Raw genomic sequence first — 14,446 nt, forward strand, 5'->3', positions numbered from 1 at the left:
ATGTTTACTGGTATTGTGCAGGGCACCGCGAAACTGGTGTCCATTGATGAAAAACCCAACTTCAGAACCCATGTTGTGGCCCTGCCGGATGAGATGCTCGATGGGCTGGAGACCGGGGCATCGGTTGCGCACAACGGTTGTTGTCTGACGGTCACCGAGATCAACGGGAACCTGATCAGTTTCGATTTAATGAAGGAAACGCTGCGCATCACCAACCTGGGTGAACTGGCTGAAGGCGATATCGTTAACGTTGAGCGCGCGGCAAAATTCAGCGATGAAATCGGCGGTCATTTAATGTCAGGCCATATTATGACCACGGCTGAAATTTCTAAAATCCTGACCTCAGAAAATAACCGCCAGATCTGGTTTAAAGTTCAGGATCCGTCATTAATGAAATACATCCTTTATAAAGGATTTATTGGCGTGGACGGCATCAGCCTGACGGTGGGGGAAGTAACCCCAACCCGTTTCTGCGTGCACCTGATCCCGGAGACCCTGCAGCGCACCACCCTCGGCAATAAAAAGCTGGGCCATCGGGTCAATATTGAAATCGATCCGCAAACCCAGGCGGTGGTCGATACCGTGGAGCGCGTACTGGCAGCCAAAGAGGCAGCCGCCATCCAACAGACGCTCAACGACGCGTGATAAAAAAACACCCCGGCAAGCCGGGGTGTTTTATTTAGCGTGCCACCCGCAAACCGTTCTCCACGCCGCGGCTGAACACCACCTGCCACAGATGAATATCGCGGGCGCGAAACGCCCCGGCGCAGGCATTCAGGTAATAACTGAACATCCGTTTAAATCGTTCGGAATAGTTGTCTGCGATCTCCGGCCAGGCGGCGAGGAAACGTTCATGCCATGCCATCAGGGTCGTATCGTAATCAGCACTAAAATTATGCCAGTCTTCCATCACAAAATGGGCTTCGCTGGCATTGGCAATCTGGCGAACTGAGGGTAAACAGCCATTCGGAAAGATGTATTTATCGATCCACGGGTCGACGTGATGATCGGTTTTTTGTGAACCGATGGTGTGCAGCAGAAACAGACCATCCGGCTTGAGGTTGCGATCCACCACCTCAAAATAGGTGCGGTAGTTCTTCGGCCCGACATGTTCAAACATCCCCACAGAGACAATACGATCGAACTGGTCGCGCAGGTCGCGGTAATCCTGCAACAGGATGGTGACATCAAGCCCCTCACAGCGCGCCTGAGCCATTTTTTGCTGTTCAGCGGAGATGGTCACGCCCACCACGCTGACGCCATAGTGATGCGCCATAAAATGCGCCAGCCCACCCCAGCCACAGCCGATATCGAGCACCCGCATGCCGGGTTTCAGCTGCAGTTTTTCACAGATCAGCCGTAATTTGTCCTGCTGGGCCTGTTCGAGGGTGGTTGCCTCTTTCCAGTAACCGCAGGAGTACTGCATGGTGGGGTCGAGCATGCGACTGAACAGGTCGTTCCCGAGATCGTAATGCTCTTTACCCACGATCCAGGCACGTTTTTTACTCTGCAGGTTGAACAGGCGGGCGGTGGCGATCCGTAGCGTATCCTTCAGGTGGCTGGGAAGCTGTGTTTCCAGGCCCGCCCGCAGGACATTATTGAAAAAGATATCCAGCCGCTCGCACTCCCACCAGCCGTCCATATAGCTCTCGCCAAGACCCAGCGAGCCCTGCTGCAGGACGCGTTTAAAAAAATCGGGGTGTTTAATTTGTAGATCGGAGGATGCCGGGCCGTTGATGGTGATACCCGCGCGGCTCAGCAATTCGTTGACGATCCGGAACCAGTCATCATTCCGGATGCTGACTTCTTCTATACACGATGAACTCATAGCTTCTCCATCACCTGATGTGATCAGAACCCATAAACAGCGTAGACGCTCTTTATGGACAGTGAGAAATTTCACGGGAGTGACCCGTGAGGCTAATATCCGACGTAGAACAGAGGAAGGGAGAGGACCCTTGCCGAAAGGCCATCCATGGTAAAACGGGAGCGCTCCGGCTCCCGTTAACACTTAATATTTTTAGTATTTATCAGAACGCTTCAGTGAGTATAGGACTGATATCGCAGTGATTCAACAGGATATTGTTAGCAAGCTAACTAAATATCCTGTCAGGCGCGTGACGATTCGGCCTGCAGGCTGTCATCCCGCTGGCTGGCGGGGATGTACTGCATCCGATAGCCCAGCGCCGCCAGCACCACAGTCGCCACCATCACGCTGGTGGTGGTCAGCAGCGGGGTGGCAATCAGCCACGACACCAGCAGGCTCGCCAGGAAGCAGAGACCCAACTGCAGGGTGTTCTGCAGCGCGGCGGCGCTGCCGGTCGCCTGTGGGAAAGGACGCAGGGCCTGGGCCACCACAATTGGGTAGATCGCACCGTTCGCCACCGCCATCAGACAGAAGGGGATCAGCAGCTCAGTCAGACCCACGCCCGGGATAAACCCGACCGCCCAGGTGCCGATCACGCTGACGGCGAACAGGCCCAGCAGCGACGGTAGCATCTGGTGACCCTGCCATTTTTGCAGCGCGGCACGGCAGCCATAGCCACCAATCAGGAAGGCGATGGTCTGCGGCACGTAGCTCAGGCCGATCGCCGCCGGGCTGTAGCCCATGTCACTGAGGATAAACGGCGAGCCGGTCAGCCAGGCGAAGAAGCTCGCAGAGCAGGCGGCATAAATCAGGACGTTGCCGCGATAGGTACGCGAGCGCAACAGCGATAAAAAGGTGACGCGCTGTTTAGGTTGTTCATTTTTCACTGCCGCTGGCTTCAGGCTAAAGGCCGGGATCATCAGCACCAGGGTGATAACAAACAGCACCGCAAAAATCGCCTGCCAGCTGAAATGGGCGAGGATCCAGCTGCCGAGCAGCGGGGCCAGCGCCGGAGAGAGTCCGACCAGCGGCATAATGGTGGCAAAAATACGGTTAGTGCGCGAGGCCGGGTAGTAGTCGGTCACCAGCGCCTGCCAGGTGACCGCTGCGGCACAAACCCCCACCGCCTGGATGAAGCGCAGCACCAGCAGCCAGGTGGCATCGCGAACCCACAGCATACCGAGGCAGCCGAGGGCGAAAATGGCTAAGCCCGCCAGTAAAACCGGCTTACGGCCGAAGCGGTCGGACATTGGTCCCCACAGCAGCTGAGCAAAGGCAAAGCCTGCCAGGAACAGGCTCAGGCTGGCGCTGATGGCCGCCGCCGGGGTCTGCAGATCCTCCTGCATGATGGCGAAGGCAGGCAGGTACATATCGGTGGCGAGAAAGCCCAGCACGCTTAAGCCGCCGAGCCAGACTAAAAATCCTTTCCCGGGTGTCATTATTTTATTACTCCGTTTGGGCGCAGGTTTGGGTAGCCGCTGAGTGTAGGGAGTGCAAACCCGCTTGTGAAACGCTAATATTTGGCGGTTGCATTCAAAAATTTTGCAGGCAGAAAATGTGGTCAGAATATTCTCTTGAAGTGGTGGATGCCGTGGCGCGTAACGGCAGCTTCAGCGGAGCAGCGCAGGAACTGCATCGCGTCCCGTCCGCCATCAGCTACACCGTGCGTCAGCTGGAGGAGTGGCTGGCAGTACCGCTGTTTGAGCGGCGTCACCGGGACGTGGAACTCACGCCTGCCGGGACGTGGTTTCTCAAAGAGGGGCGGTCTGTTATCAAAAAAATGCAGATCACCCGCGAACAGTGCCAGCAGATCGCCAACGGCTGGCGGAGCCATATCTCCATTGCGGTGGATAATATCGTGCGCCCAGAGCGCACCCGGCAGATGATTGTCGATTTTTACCGCCACTTTTCCGACGTCGAGCTGCGTGTCTCGCAGGAAGTCTTCAACGGCGTCTGGGACGCGCTGGCGGACGGCAGGGTAGAGATGGCGATCGGCGCCACCCAGGCGATCCCGGTCGGGGGACGCTATGCGTTTCGTGATATGGGCACCCTGAGCTGGATCTGCGTGGTCGCCAGCCATCATCCGCTGGCCGCCATGGAAGGACCGCTCAGCGATGATACCCTGCGCAACTGGCCCTCGCTGGTGCGCGAGGATACCTCCCGCTCGCTGCCGAAACGCATCACCTGGCTGCTGGATAACCAGCGGCGGATCGTCACCCCGGACTGGGAATCGTCCGCCACCTGCCTCTCGGCTGGTCTGTGCGTGGGGATGGTGCCGGTGCATTTTGCCCGGCCGTGGATCGACAGCGGGAAGTGGGTCGAGCTGACGCTGGAAAATCCCTTTCCGGATGCGGCCTGCTGCCTGACCTGGCAACAAAACGATATGTCACCGGCCCTGGCCTGGCTGCTGGAGTATCTGGGAGACAGTGAAACGATGAACCGGGAGTGGCTGCGGGAGCCAGAGGTGCTGGCTCCCGGAGAGGATTAACGGCGGTAGTCGCGGAACGGGCCATCCGCCACGGAACGGCGTTCGATCAGGCGCGGATGCACCTCAATTGACTGGGACTCTTCGCGCTTATTGACGATACGGTCCAGCAGCATGTTGAAGGCGGTCTCCCCCAGCGAATCTTTTGGCTGGTGGATGGTGGTCAGCGCCGGGGTAAAGAAGCGGGCGTTGCGCACGTTATCATACCCGATCAGCGAAACGTCCTGCGGAACGCGCAGGCCCATCTCATCGGCAGCACAGAGCGCACCCATTGCCATAATGTCTCCGCCACAGAAGATGGCGGTCGGGCGCGGACTCTGGGAGAGGATCTGCTGCATGGCGCGGTAGCCGGACTCCGGTTCAAAGTCGCCCTGCACAATCCAGTTTTCCGGGACCGTGATTAAGGCCTCTTCCATCGCTTTCATAAAGCCCGCCAGACGTCCGGCACCGGTGTTGCGCTCCAGCGCTCCCGGGATCACGCCGATTTCGCGGTGACCGCGTTCGATCAGATAACGTCCGGCCATGTATCCGCCTTCAAAGGCGTTATCGATCACCGAGTCGGTAAAGTCGGCCTTCGCTTCGCCCCAGTCCATCACCACCATCGGAATATTGCGATACTCTTCCAGCATCGACAGCAGGGATTCCGGGTATTCGGAACACATCACCATCAGGCCGTCGACGCGCTTCTGCGCCATCATCGACAGATAGGCGCGCTGTTTTTCCTGGCTGTTCCAGGCGTTGCCGAGGATCAGGGTGTAGCCCTTCTGGAAGCAGTTCTTCTCAACTGCTTCAATAATTTCCGCAAAATAGGGCGCTTCGCTGCTGGTCGCCAGCAGGCCGATCGATTTGGTGTGATTAACCTTCAGACTGCGGGCTACGGCGCTGGGAGAGTAGTGCAGCTCTTTAATGGCCGCCCAGACGTTGTTGCGGGTCTCTTCCGCGACAAAGCGGGTTTTGTTAATAACATGTGATACGGTTGTAGTGGAAACGTTTGCGCGTTTCGCCACGTCTTTAATTGTTGCCATCAGATGTCACTCCAGACCATATCTAAGCTCCTGAAAAACCAATAGGTAAACGTTTGCCTTCACTCGCCCTAATTGCGCAATTTGAATTGCGGTACGCCGGGAAAACGACACAGGACGTCAGGAGGGGGTCAATGGCCGGTACGCTAATAAATTTAGCGTGGAATTTTGTCTTATCTTGGCCAAAAGGGGAAGAGCAAAAACCGATATCAATCTAAATCCAGCAAGATTTTTACCCGGAACTGTGTAAAAATGAGCAGGCTCACTCTTCATAGGGTGATTAAAAGGAGAAAAATTGATGAGTACCGATCTTAAGTTTTCGCTGATTACCACCATTATTGTTCTGAGTCTGATTGTTGCCAGCGGTCTGACTGCGGCACTGCACTGATTGATGCGGGAGAGTTCCGCTCTCCCTCGTTCCTGCGCTGATTGTTACGCGCCCGGCAAAAATCTTTTGCCAAATTGTTAACTTCTCATTTTTTGTGATTGGTGTCATGCTTTCGCCTTCATTGTTCTGTGTCGCCTGACGACACGGTGTCTGGAGTTGAAGTATGAGAATCAATTTTCCGCTGCTGGCCCTGGCCATTGGCGCCTTTGGTATCGGTACCACCGAATTTTCCCCGATGGGCCTGCTGCCGGTTATCGCCCGGGGCGTGGATGTCTCAATTCCCGCTGCGGGCATGCTGATCAGCGCCTACGCCATCGGCGTGATGGTGGGTGCGCCGCTGATGACCCTGCTGCTGTCCCATCGCGGTCGCCGTAACGCGCTGATCTTCCTGATGGCGATCTTTACCGTCGGTAACGTGCTGTCGGCGCTCTCCCCGGATTACACCACCCTGATGCTGTCCCGAATTCTGACCAGCCTGAACCACGGCGCCTTCTTTGGCCTCGGGTCGGTGGTCGCTGCCAGCGTAGTGCCGAAGCACAAGCAGGCCAGCGCCGTCGCCACCATGTTTATGGGCCTGACCATCGCCAATATCGGCGGCGTGCCGGCCGCAACCTGGATGGGTGAAATGATTGGCTGGCGCATGTCCTTCCTGGCCACCGCGCTGCTGGGCGTGGTCTCAATGATCGCGCTGTTCTTCTCCCTGCCAGCGGGCGGGGCGGGTGAAAAGCCGGAGGTGCGCAAAGAGCTGGCGGTCCTGCTGCGTCCGCAGGTGTTATCTGCGTTGCTGACCACCGTGCTTGGGGCTGGCGCGATGTTTACGCTCTACACCTACATTGCCCCGGTGCTGCATGATATCAACCAGGCGACGCCGGCCTTTATCACCGCCATGCTGGTGCTGATTGGCGTTGGTTTCTCCATCGGCAACTATCTCGGCGGCAAACTGGCGGACAAGTCCGTAAGTGGCACCCTGAAAGGCTTTTTACTCCTGCTGATCGTGATTATGCTGGCGATTCCGTGGCTGGCGCGTAATGAAGTGGGCGCGGCCGTGGCGATGGTAGTCTGGGGTATGGCGACCTTTGCGGTGGTTCCGCCGCTGCAGATGCGCGTTATGCGCGTGGCCAGCGATGCGCCAGGCTTATCGTCGTCGGTAAATATCGGTGCTTTTAACCTGGGGAATGCGCTGGGGGCGGCTGCCGGTGGGGCAGTTATTTCCAGCGGGATGGGTTACAGCTTTGTCCCGGTGATGGGGGCGATTATTGCAGCCCTGGGACTTATTCTGGTCTTTGCCTCCGGGCGAAAACAACCCGAGCCGGTTTGCGCCACCGAATAAAAATAACGCCGAAGGAGTTCCCTTCGGCGTGTTCATTATGCCGCGAAGTTCTTCGCCACAAATTCCCAGTTTACAAGCGCCCAGAAGTGCTCAAGGTAGTTCGGGCGCGCATTACGGTAATCGATGTAATACGCATGTTCCCATACGTCGACGGTCAGCAGCGGGGTAGCGCTGGTGGTTAACGGCGTTCCCGCGTTAGACGTAGAGACGATGGCCAGCTTGCCGTCGGCCTCTTTCACCAGCCAGGTCCAGCCTGCGCCAAAGTTTTTCACCGCGGCATCGGTAAACTTCGCTTTAAATTCCGCGAAGCTGCCAAATACAGCAGCGATGGCCGCAGCCAGTTCGCCCGTCGGTTCGCCGCCTGCATTGGGTGCCAGGCAGTGCCAGTAGAAGGTGTGGTTCCACACCTGAGCAGCATTGTTGAACACGCCGCCGTCGGACGTGCGCACGATCTCTTCCAGGGTTTTCCCTTCGAAGGCGCTGCCGCCGATCAGGTTGTTCAGGTTAGTGACGTAGGTTTGGTGGTGTTTGCCGTAGTGGTATTCCAGGGTCTCCGCCGAGATATGCGGGGCCAGGGCGTCTTTTGCATACGGTAATGCAGGTAATTCAAACGACATTGCTTCTCTCCTTATTATAGTGATCCATTCAATAACCCTATTGAATGAAGGGGTAGAGTAGCAAATTGAAAGCCTATGCAAAAGAGGAACTTACCCCGCTGAGACGCCAGCGGGGCAGGGGATTAACGGAGGGTGTTAGCCTTCATCACGCGACGTGCGCCAACGTAATGACGTTGCCAGTAGTCTTCGCTCAGGGAGGTGATCTGAATGTCCTGGCCGGTGCGAGGCGACTGAATAAATTTGCCATTACCAACGTAGACGCCGACGTGATCGGCGGTGCCGCGACCCTGGGTGCGGAAGAACACCAGGTCGCCGCTCTCCAGCTCACCGCGATCGACCGGAGAGGCGTCACGCAGGTGGTACATTTCGTTGGCGGTGCGCGGAATGCGGAATTTAACCAGATCTTTATAGGCGTAATAGACCAGACCGCTGCAGTCGAAGCCAGTACGCGGCGAACTGCCACCCCAGCGATAAGGTTTACCAATCTGACCCATCAGCTTATTCATTGCCGTCTTCTGGGCTTTTTGCACCCGGACTTTATGCGCTTCGGCAAGGGTGGTGGTTTTGCTGCTTTTAACACAATGCGCTTTACGCCCTTTGCGGGCAGTGCATTTTTCTGTCACAACGCGGGAGGCGGTTTGCGTGGTTCGGCTGGCGCTGCGGGAGGTGGTTCGGCTTTTTTTACTGGAATTCGTTGACTGTGTTTTAGCGAGGCTTTTTTTGGTGCTGCTCTTTTTACTGGTGCTCTCTTTTTTTGCGGTTTTGCTGGTACTGCTTTTTTTCTTGGGTTCGGTCGCTTTCGCCAGATGCGTTTTATGCGCGGCAGAAGGCCGCGCCTGCTCTGAGGCGTTAGCCATCGGCGTGAATGTGAGAGAAGTAAACAGCAAAGCACAGAGCGTGATCGAGAATGTATTTATTCGCGCCACTGGGCAATCCTCTGGTAATTGCAGGTTATAAATAAACCGGCTTATGATTTACAAAACTCGTCGATTCTAATCTATAAAAAGGCCCGGCGTTAATAAACTTTTTGCATCTAAAACTGTGTTTCGTTAGCGAGTGCAAAAAATCAGAATTTCATTGGGGCGATTTGTGCATTACCTGAACAAAAGCGCCGGTAATCGCGCGATAAGTTAGGTTGTGAATGCAACTTTAAGGGACGCGCGGTAAAATCATATAAGTGACAAAAATGTTATTTTCCGTTGTCGGTCTGAAACGCTACAATGTCAGACGATTGCCGTAACAGAAGTTAAAGGAAGCAAAACATGAGCACTACTATTGAAAAAATTCAGCAGCAGATTGCTGAAAACCCGATCCTGCTGTACATGAAAGGTTCTCCGAAGCTGCCAAGCTGTGGTTTCTCCGCTCAGGCGGTCCAGGCGCTGTCGGCCTGTGGCGAACGTTTTGCTTACGTTGATATTCTGCAGAACCCGGATATCCGCGCTGAGCTGCCAAAATACGCGAACTGGCCGACCTTCCCGCAGCTGTGGGTTGACGGCGAACTGGTTGGCGGCTGCGACATCCTGATTGAGATGTATCAGCGTGGCGAACTGCAACAGCTGATCAAAGAGACGGCTGCAAAATACAAATCAGAAGAGCCAGGCGCCGAGTGATACACCGCGCCCGGTAAATAAAAAAGCGACCTTAGGGTCGCTTTTTTTATGCGTTGTTGTCGGCTTCCGGCAGCGGCCAGCCGCCAAGGCGTTTCCAGCGGTTCACAATTTCACAGAACAGTTCCGTTGTCCGCTCGGTATCGTAGAGGGCAGAGTGCGCCTGGGTGCCGTCAAACTCAATTCCGGCGGTAATGCAGGCTTTCGACAGTACGGTTTGTCCCAGCGCCAGCCCGCTTAATGCGGCGGTATCGAAGGTGACAAACGGGTGGAATGGGTTCCGCTTCAGTGACGCACGTTCGGCGGCGGCCATCATAAAGCTGTGATCGAAGGTCGCGTTATGCGCCACCATAATGGCACGGTTACAGTTCTGGTCCTTCATGCCCTTGCGCACCATCTTGAAAATGGCATGTAGCGCCTCATATTCGCTGACCGCTCCACGCAGCGGGTTATGCGGATCAATGCCGTTAAACGCCAGCGCCTCAGGCTGCAGATTGGCCCCTTCAAAGGGTTCAACGTGAAAGTGCAGCGTGGAGTCCGGCAGCAAATCGCCCTGTTCATCCATTTTCAACGTGATGGCGGCAATCTCCAGCAGCGCATCGGTTTTGGCATTAAATCCAGCGGTTTCGACATCAATGACTACAGGATAAAAACCACGAAAACGGTCGCACAGACCGGTAAGTTGAGCGTTATCGGACATCTGGATCTCTTACAAGGGGAAAAAAGCAGTGGGCATTATGGCAAATTTTGCTATGAGATGCAGTAAAACAACGGGCGCATGGCGCGCCCGCAGGGATCAGTTGCCCAGACCGCGACCCGCGTCTTTGGCTTCGATCAGTTCGATTTTGTAACCGTCTGGATCTTCAACAAACGCGATCACCGTGGTGCCGCCTTTAACCGGACCCGCTTCACGGGTGACGTTACCGCCGTTGCTGCGGATACGCTCGCAAGCTTCGGCCGCGTTATCCACTTCCAGCGCGATATGGCCGTAAGCGTTGCCCAGGTCGTAGCTCTCAACGCCCCAGTTATAGGTGAGTTCGATAACGGCTTCGTCGCTCTCAGGACCGTAACCGACAAACGCCAGAGAGTATTTGTACTCCGGGTTTTCGCTGGTGCGCAGCAGGGTCATACCCAGTACGTTGGTGTAGAACTCAATAGAACGTTGCAGGTCGCCAACGCGCAGCATGGTGTGAAGTAGGCGCATAGTATCCTCTTAGCTTTTTATCATCTTGAACAGAAACGATGTTTTAGTATAGCGGCGAATCGTCGCCGCTATCAATGAAGGGATTATAAAGAAGGGTAATCGGTATAACCTTCCGCGCCGCCGCCGTAGAAGCTCTCCGGACGCTGCGGGTTCAGCTCGGCTTTACGTTCCAGGCGTGCCACCAGATCCGGGTTGGCGATGTAGGCGCGGCCAAAGGCCACGGCATCAATCAGCCCCTTGTTGATCAGATCTTCTGCTTTTTCCGGCGTATACGCGCCTGCACCGATGATCACGCCCGGGAAGCGGTCGCGCACTTTCTGGCGGAAGGCGTCGGTGTATGGCTCACCACCCGCCCAGTCTGGCTCGGACATGTGCAGATAAGCGATGCCGCGTTTAGCCAGCTCTTCAATCAGGTACAGCGCGTCGGCTTCTTCGTTCGGGCCGTTGTCGACATTCTGGAACGAACCGATCGGCGAGACGCGGATCCCGATGCGATCGGCGCTCCATTCGTTTGAAACAGCATCAATCACTTCCAGCACCAGACGGGCGCGGTTCTCTACGCTGCCGCCGTACTGATCGGTGCGATGGTTAGAAGACGGTGACAGGAACTGGTGCAGCAGATAGCCGTGGGCACCGTGCAGCTCGACCAGGTCGAAACCGGCTTCACGGGCATTGGCGACAGCCTGGCGGAAGTCGTTGACGATGCCAGGGATCTCGTCCAGCTCCAGCGCGCGTGGCGTGGTGGTGTCGACACGAATGGCGTGGCCATTTTCATCGCGCAGGGAGGTGCGGGTTCCCGCGTTGAGGGCAGAGGCCGAAACCGGTGCCTCGCCGCCAGGCTGGATGCTGCTGTGCGAGATGCGGCCGGTGTGCCACAGCTGGACCGCGATGCGGCCCTCTTCGGCGTGCACGCCGTCGGTGATCTTCTTCCACGCCGCGATCTGCTCCGGGCTGTGCAGGCCAGGTGCGCCGGCATAGCCTTTGGCCTGGGCGGAAATCTGAGTGGCTTCAGAGATGATCAGACCCGAGCTGACGCGCTGGCGATAATATTCGCCCATCAGTGGGGTGGGGATATCGCCCGGCTCAATGCTGCGCAGACGCGTAAGGGGTGCCATAAAGACGCGGTTTGGTGCAACGATCGCGCCCACTTTAAGCGGGGTGAAGAGTTTTTCGGCTGACATAGTGGCTCCTGAGTAGACCGGTCGTCTAGTAATTCATGAAATAAAAACGCCTGTTAAACGCCAGGCGTAGCAATGATGTTTTTAACATGGTCCAGCGCGCTCTCCAGCGGCAGCGCACTGCGGGACATTTTGGCCTGCAGATTGGCGCCCAGCCACAGGGAGTAGAGCACCTGCGCCTGAGTGAGCGGTTCGCCAGTGAAAGCGAGTGACTTCTCATCCCGGCCTTTCGCCAGCGCCTGCGCCAGCAGGGTGATCACACCCGTGGCCCCTTTATCCATCGCGGTGCGCATATCTTCAGAGAGATCGCAGACCTCGGCAGAGAGTTTTACCGTCAGACAGCCGCTGATAATGCCCTGGGCACAAAACTGGGCCAGCGTCTCCTGATAATAAGCCAGAACACGATCCCGACAGTTTCCCACGCCGCTGGCGAAATGCGCCGCCAGGCGCTGATGGTAACCTGCATAATGGCGCTCCAGCAGCGCCACGCCAAACGCCTCTTTAGAGCGGAAGTAGTGGTAGAACGACCCCTTCGGCACATCGGCGGTTTTCAGCAGCTCGCTCAGCCCCATTCCGGTAAACCCGCGGTGCATGCAAAGCCGCTCCCCGGTTGCCAGAAGGTGTTCGCGTGTATCGTGTTCAGTATGCTTATTCATGTCGTCAATGTAGTAGACCAATCGGTCTAATGCAAGCCTTATGTTCGACGGCAGTGGCTGAGCAGATCCATATCCGGCTGATAGACCGACGTCTGAATGTTCATCATTCCCAGCATCGTGGAGAACAGATTGTCCTGCGAGACCGTCTCTTTTGCCGCCTGGTCGCGCAGACACTGCTCATCAACGCCGAAGCTCTGTTGGTAGTTCCTGGACAGCCAGAACATAAACGGAATATGGGTCTGCTGCTCCGGGGCCAGCAGGTACGGCGTGCCGTGCAGATACAGGCCGTTTTCCCCCAGCGATTCGCCATGATCCGAGAGATAGACCAGCGCCGTGTTCATCGTTCCCTGACGAGCTTTCAGGGCATCGATGGTTCTGCTCACCACGCTGTCGGTATACAGAATGGTATTGTCGTAGGTATTCATCAGCGCCTGATGATCGCAGTCCTGGATCTCATTGGTGTCGCAGGTTGGGGTAAAGCGACGGTACTGCGCCGGATAACGTTGATAATAGGCCGGGCCGTGGCTGCCCATCAGGTGGATAACCAGTACCGTATCCTGTTTCAGGCCATCCAGCGTCTCATTCAGGCGGTAAAGGTCCACGTCATCGATGCAGGATTTATCCTTACAGAACTGATCCAGCTTCCACTGGGTCATGTCGGTGTGGGGAATGCGGTTGCAGGCGCCTTTACAGCCCCCATCGTTATCCCGCCACAGTAGGTTGATCCCGGCGTGATTCAGCACATCCATTAACCCTTCCTGATGGTGCGCCAGGTCGGCATCATATTTTTTCCGCGGCATTCCCGAAAACATGCAGGGCACCGAGACGGCGGTTTCGGTGCCGCAGGAGGAGGCCTGCGGGAAGTTAATCACATTCTCTTTTTTCAGCTCAGGGTTGGTCTCACGGTGGTAACCGTTCAGTGAGTAGTTCTCCGCCCGGGAGGCTTCCCCGATCACCAGCACCAGTACGGTCTTTTTTTGCTCTGCCAGCAGCACCGGGCCTTTACGGGCATCTTCACCGAGGCGGATTAAGGTCTGATCGCCGGCGAACCAGCGGGCCTTGCTGTATTTGGCGATGGCGCTGACGTAATTAGCCGGCGTGACCATTTTGACGATGCCTTTGTTATTGCGGAACAGCGAGGCGTAGTCCTTATAAAAGACCGCCGCTACCAGAATAATCACTACTGTGCTTCCGAGAATGGCCGCGAGACGCATTAACATGATCTGCCACCACTTACCGGGGCGGATACGGATCATTGCCAGCACGCTGGCAGGTACCAGCCCGGCGACAACCAGCCACAGCACCAGCTGCGGGGTGACCAGCGCCGTGGCTTCCTGGGAGTTGGTCTCAAAAACGTTGACCATCATGTTCTGGTCGATTACCGCTCCGTAGGTAAACATAAACCAGGTCGCTGCCGCGCAGCCGAGGGTTAGCAGCACCAGCAACGGTTTGCGGATCAGCGGGATATTCAGGATGCTGAATACAATCACCCAGCCGCAGAACAGCACCAGCGGCACGGTGAGGGCGAAGAGCACGTCATGCAGTCGGGCGGGGGAGATCACCTGCCAGCTGCGATGAATAAACAGGGCATTTAACAGCGTAAATAAGAGGGCACAGCCCAGCGTGAATCTTGTGTCGTTACACTGTAACTTTTTTAAGCTGATCATCATCATTAAGCCTGCATCGTATTGATGAGGCGAGTATAGGGAGCGAAGATTAGTGAAACCTTAATGCCACAATTCTGTGATTGACGCCTTGCGTTACCCCGGCTTAAGGTCTTCACTTTACTAAATCTTGGGTGTCGGGAGGGTCGTGTGGCTGAACAACTGGAGTTCTTTCCCGTCCAGAGTCCCTGCCGGGGTATCTGCCAGTCTGACGAGCGGGGATTCTGTCGCGGCTGCATGCGCAGTCGGGAAGAGCGTTTTAACTGGCAATCCTTTAGCGATGCCCAGAAGCAGGAGGTCCTGCGCCTGTGTCGTCAGCGTCTGTTGCGTAAATTACGCGCAAACAAAGCCCCCGAAAGCGAAGAACCGCAGCAACCCTCACTTTTTTAGCGCCGCGAATGCGTATACTCTCCCCAGACTTTTTTTAA

16 protein-coding genes are annotated in these 14,446 nt (G+C 56.2%); 6 read left to right on the plus strand and 10 right to left on the minus strand.

Annotated elements, in window-relative coordinates; all coding sequences use genetic code 11:
• Positions 1-645 carry a riboflavin synthase subunit alpha gene (locus G7090_RS09950; protein WP_106993687.1) on the plus strand — a complete coding sequence of 215 codons (645 nt, stop codon included), beginning with the start codon at positions 1-3 and terminating at the stop codon, positions 643-645.
• Between the two features lie 34 nt (positions 646-679).
• Here G7090_RS09950 and cfa read toward each other — a convergent pair whose 3' ends face one another.
• Together cfa and punC are read right to left on the minus strand one after the other, a co-directional pair.
• On the minus strand, positions 680-1,828 hold the full coding sequence (gene cfa, locus G7090_RS09955; RefSeq protein WP_166182284.1) for a cyclopropane fatty acyl phospholipid synthase: 1,149 nt from the start codon (positions 1,826-1,828) through the stop codon (positions 680-682).
• 281 nt (positions 1,829-2,109) lie between these two features.
• On the minus strand, positions 2,110-3,306 hold the full coding sequence (gene punC / locus G7090_RS09960) for a purine nucleoside transporter PunC (RefSeq protein WP_166182285.1): 1,197 nt from the start codon (positions 3,304-3,306) through the stop codon (positions 2,110-2,112).
• Positions 3,307-3,422: 116 nt separating this feature from the next.
• On the opposite strand from punC, the gene punR reads away from it, so the two are divergent.
• Positions 3,423-4,355, plus strand: coding sequence for a DNA-binding transcriptional activator PunR (punR, locus tag G7090_RS09965; protein ID WP_106993690.1), 933 nt, complete (start codon positions 3,423-3,425; stop codon positions 4,353-4,355).
• Here punR and purR read toward each other — a convergent pair.
• Positions 4,352-5,377: an HTH-type transcriptional repressor PurR gene (gene purR / locus G7090_RS09970; protein WP_106993691.1), complete on the minus strand. Its 1,026-nt coding sequence runs from the start codon at positions 5,375-5,377 to the stop codon at positions 4,352-4,354. The genes punR and purR overlap by 4 nt on opposite strands.
• 295 nt (positions 5,378-5,672) lie before the next feature.
• On the opposite strand from purR, the gene G7090_RS09975 reads away from it, so the two are divergent.
• Both G7090_RS09975 and G7090_RS09980 read left to right on the plus strand, forming a co-directional pair.
• The gene (locus G7090_RS09975; protein ID WP_106993692.1) at positions 5,673-5,762 is read left to right on the plus strand and encodes a YnhF family membrane protein; all 90 of its coding nucleotides are present in this window, start codon (positions 5,673-5,675) and stop codon (positions 5,760-5,762) included.
• Between the two features lie 163 nt (positions 5,763-5,925).
• Positions 5,926-7,092, plus strand: coding sequence for an MFS transporter (locus G7090_RS09980; protein ID WP_166182286.1), 1,167 nt, complete (start codon positions 5,926-5,928; stop codon positions 7,090-7,092).
• A gap of 35 nt (positions 7,093-7,127) precedes the next feature.
• Here G7090_RS09980 and sodB read toward each other — a convergent pair whose 3' ends face one another.
• Positions 7,128-7,709, minus strand: a complete 582-nt coding sequence (gene sodB, locus G7090_RS09985) for a superoxide dismutase [Fe] (protein WP_166182287.1) — start codon at positions 7,707-7,709, stop codon at positions 7,128-7,130.
• Positions 7,710-7,831: 122 nt separating this feature from the next.
• The gene (locus G7090_RS09990) at positions 7,832-8,635 is read right to left on the minus strand and encodes a C40 family peptidase (protein ID WP_166182288.1); all 804 of its coding nucleotides are present in this window, start codon (positions 8,633-8,635) and stop codon (positions 7,832-7,834) included.
• Between the two features lie 336 nt (positions 8,636-8,971).
• Here G7090_RS09990 and grxD point away from each other — a divergent pair, with 336 nt between their 5' ends.
• A complete protein-coding gene (grxD, locus tag G7090_RS09995) occupies positions 8,972-9,319 on the plus strand; it encodes a monothiol glutaredoxin 4 (RefSeq protein WP_032617810.1) in 348 nt (115 codons plus the stop codon).
• A gap of 46 nt (positions 9,320-9,365) precedes the next feature.
• On the opposite strand, the gene rnt is transcribed toward grxD, so the two are convergent.
• The 5 genes from rnt to eptA form a co-directional block, all read right to left on the minus strand.
• Entirely contained in the window at positions 9,366-10,016 is a 651-nt protein-coding gene (rnt, locus tag G7090_RS10000; protein WP_166182289.1) for a ribonuclease T, read from the minus strand.
• A 96-nt stretch (positions 10,017-10,112) separates the two neighbouring features.
• A complete protein-coding gene (gene gloA / locus G7090_RS10005) occupies positions 10,113-10,520 on the minus strand; it encodes a lactoylglutathione lyase (RefSeq protein ID WP_106993697.1) in 408 nt (135 codons plus the stop codon).
• Between the two features lie 83 nt (positions 10,521-10,603).
• A complete protein-coding gene (locus tag G7090_RS10010) occupies positions 10,604-11,701 on the minus strand; it encodes an alkene reductase (protein WP_166182290.1) in 1,098 nt (365 codons plus the stop codon).
• Positions 11,702-11,754: 53 nt separating this feature from the next.
• Complete coding sequence (locus tag G7090_RS10015; protein ID WP_166182291.1) at positions 11,755-12,354, minus strand: TetR/AcrR family transcriptional regulator; 600 nt, start codon at positions 12,352-12,354, stop codon at positions 11,755-11,757.
• A gap of 38 nt (positions 12,355-12,392) precedes the next feature.
• Positions 12,393-14,024: a phosphoethanolamine transferase EptA gene (gene eptA, locus G7090_RS10020; protein WP_371811835.1), complete on the minus strand. Its 1,632-nt coding sequence runs from the start codon at positions 14,022-14,024 to the stop codon at positions 12,393-12,395.
• 144 nt (positions 14,025-14,168) lie between these two features.
• Here eptA and G7090_RS10025 point away from each other — a divergent pair, with 144 nt between their 5' ends.
• Positions 14,169-14,408, plus strand: coding sequence for a DUF1289 domain-containing protein (locus tag G7090_RS10025; RefSeq protein WP_106993700.1), 240 nt, complete (start codon positions 14,169-14,171; stop codon positions 14,406-14,408).
• Positions 14,409-14,446 lie beyond the last annotated feature (38 nt).

Origin of the sequence: Leclercia sp. 29361 (assembly GCF_011290365.1) — a bacterium.
GTDB lineage: Bacteria > Pseudomonadota > Gammaproteobacteria > Enterobacterales > Enterobacteriaceae > Enterobacter > Enterobacter tamurae.

Bases quoted from the DNA above. Each gene is read 5' to 3' on its own strand.
- G7090_RS09950 (WP_106993687.1), top strand. From the start codon at position 1: ATGTTTACTGGTATTGTGCAGGGCACCGCGAAACTGGTGTCCATTGAT.
- cfa (WP_166182284.1), bottom strand. From the start codon at position 1,828: ATGAGTTCATCGTGTATAGAAGAAGTCAGCATCCGGAATGATGACTGG.
- punC (WP_166182285.1), bottom strand. From the start codon at position 3,306: ATGACACCCGGGAAAGGATTTTTAGTCTGGCTCGGCGGCTTAAGCGTG.
- punR (WP_106993690.1), top strand. From the start codon at position 3,423: ATGTGGTCAGAATATTCTCTTGAAGTGGTGGATGCCGTGGCGCGTAAC.
- purR (WP_106993691.1), bottom strand. From the start codon at position 5,377: ATGGCAACAATTAAAGACGTGGCGAAACGCGCAAACGTTTCCACTACA.
- G7090_RS09975 (WP_106993692.1), top strand. From the start codon at position 5,673: ATGAGTACCGATCTTAAGTTTTCGCTGATTACCACCATTATTGTTCTG.
- G7090_RS09980 (WP_166182286.1), top strand. From the start codon at position 5,926: ATGAGAATCAATTTTCCGCTGCTGGCCCTGGCCATTGGCGCCTTTGGT.
- sodB (WP_166182287.1), bottom strand. From the start codon at position 7,709: ATGTCGTTTGAATTACCTGCATTACCGTATGCAAAAGACGCCCTGGCC.
- grxD (WP_032617810.1), top strand. From the start codon at position 8,972: ATGAGCACTACTATTGAAAAAATTCAGCAGCAGATTGCTGAAAACCCG.
- rnt (WP_166182289.1), bottom strand. From the start codon at position 10,016: ATGTCCGATAACGCTCAACTTACCGGTCTGTGCGACCGTTTTCGTGGT.
- gloA (WP_106993697.1), bottom strand. From the start codon at position 10,520: ATGCGCCTACTTCACACCATGCTGCGCGTTGGCGACCTGCAACGTTCT.
- G7090_RS10010 (WP_166182290.1), bottom strand. From the start codon at position 11,701: ATGTCAGCCGAAAAACTCTTCACCCCGCTTAAAGTGGGCGCGATCGTT.
- G7090_RS10015 (WP_166182291.1), bottom strand. From the start codon at position 12,354: ATGAATAAGCATACTGAACACGATACACGCGAACACCTTCTGGCAACC.
- eptA (WP_371811835.1), bottom strand. From the start codon at position 14,024: ATGATGATCAGCTTAAAAAAGTTACAGTGTAACGACACAAGATTCACG.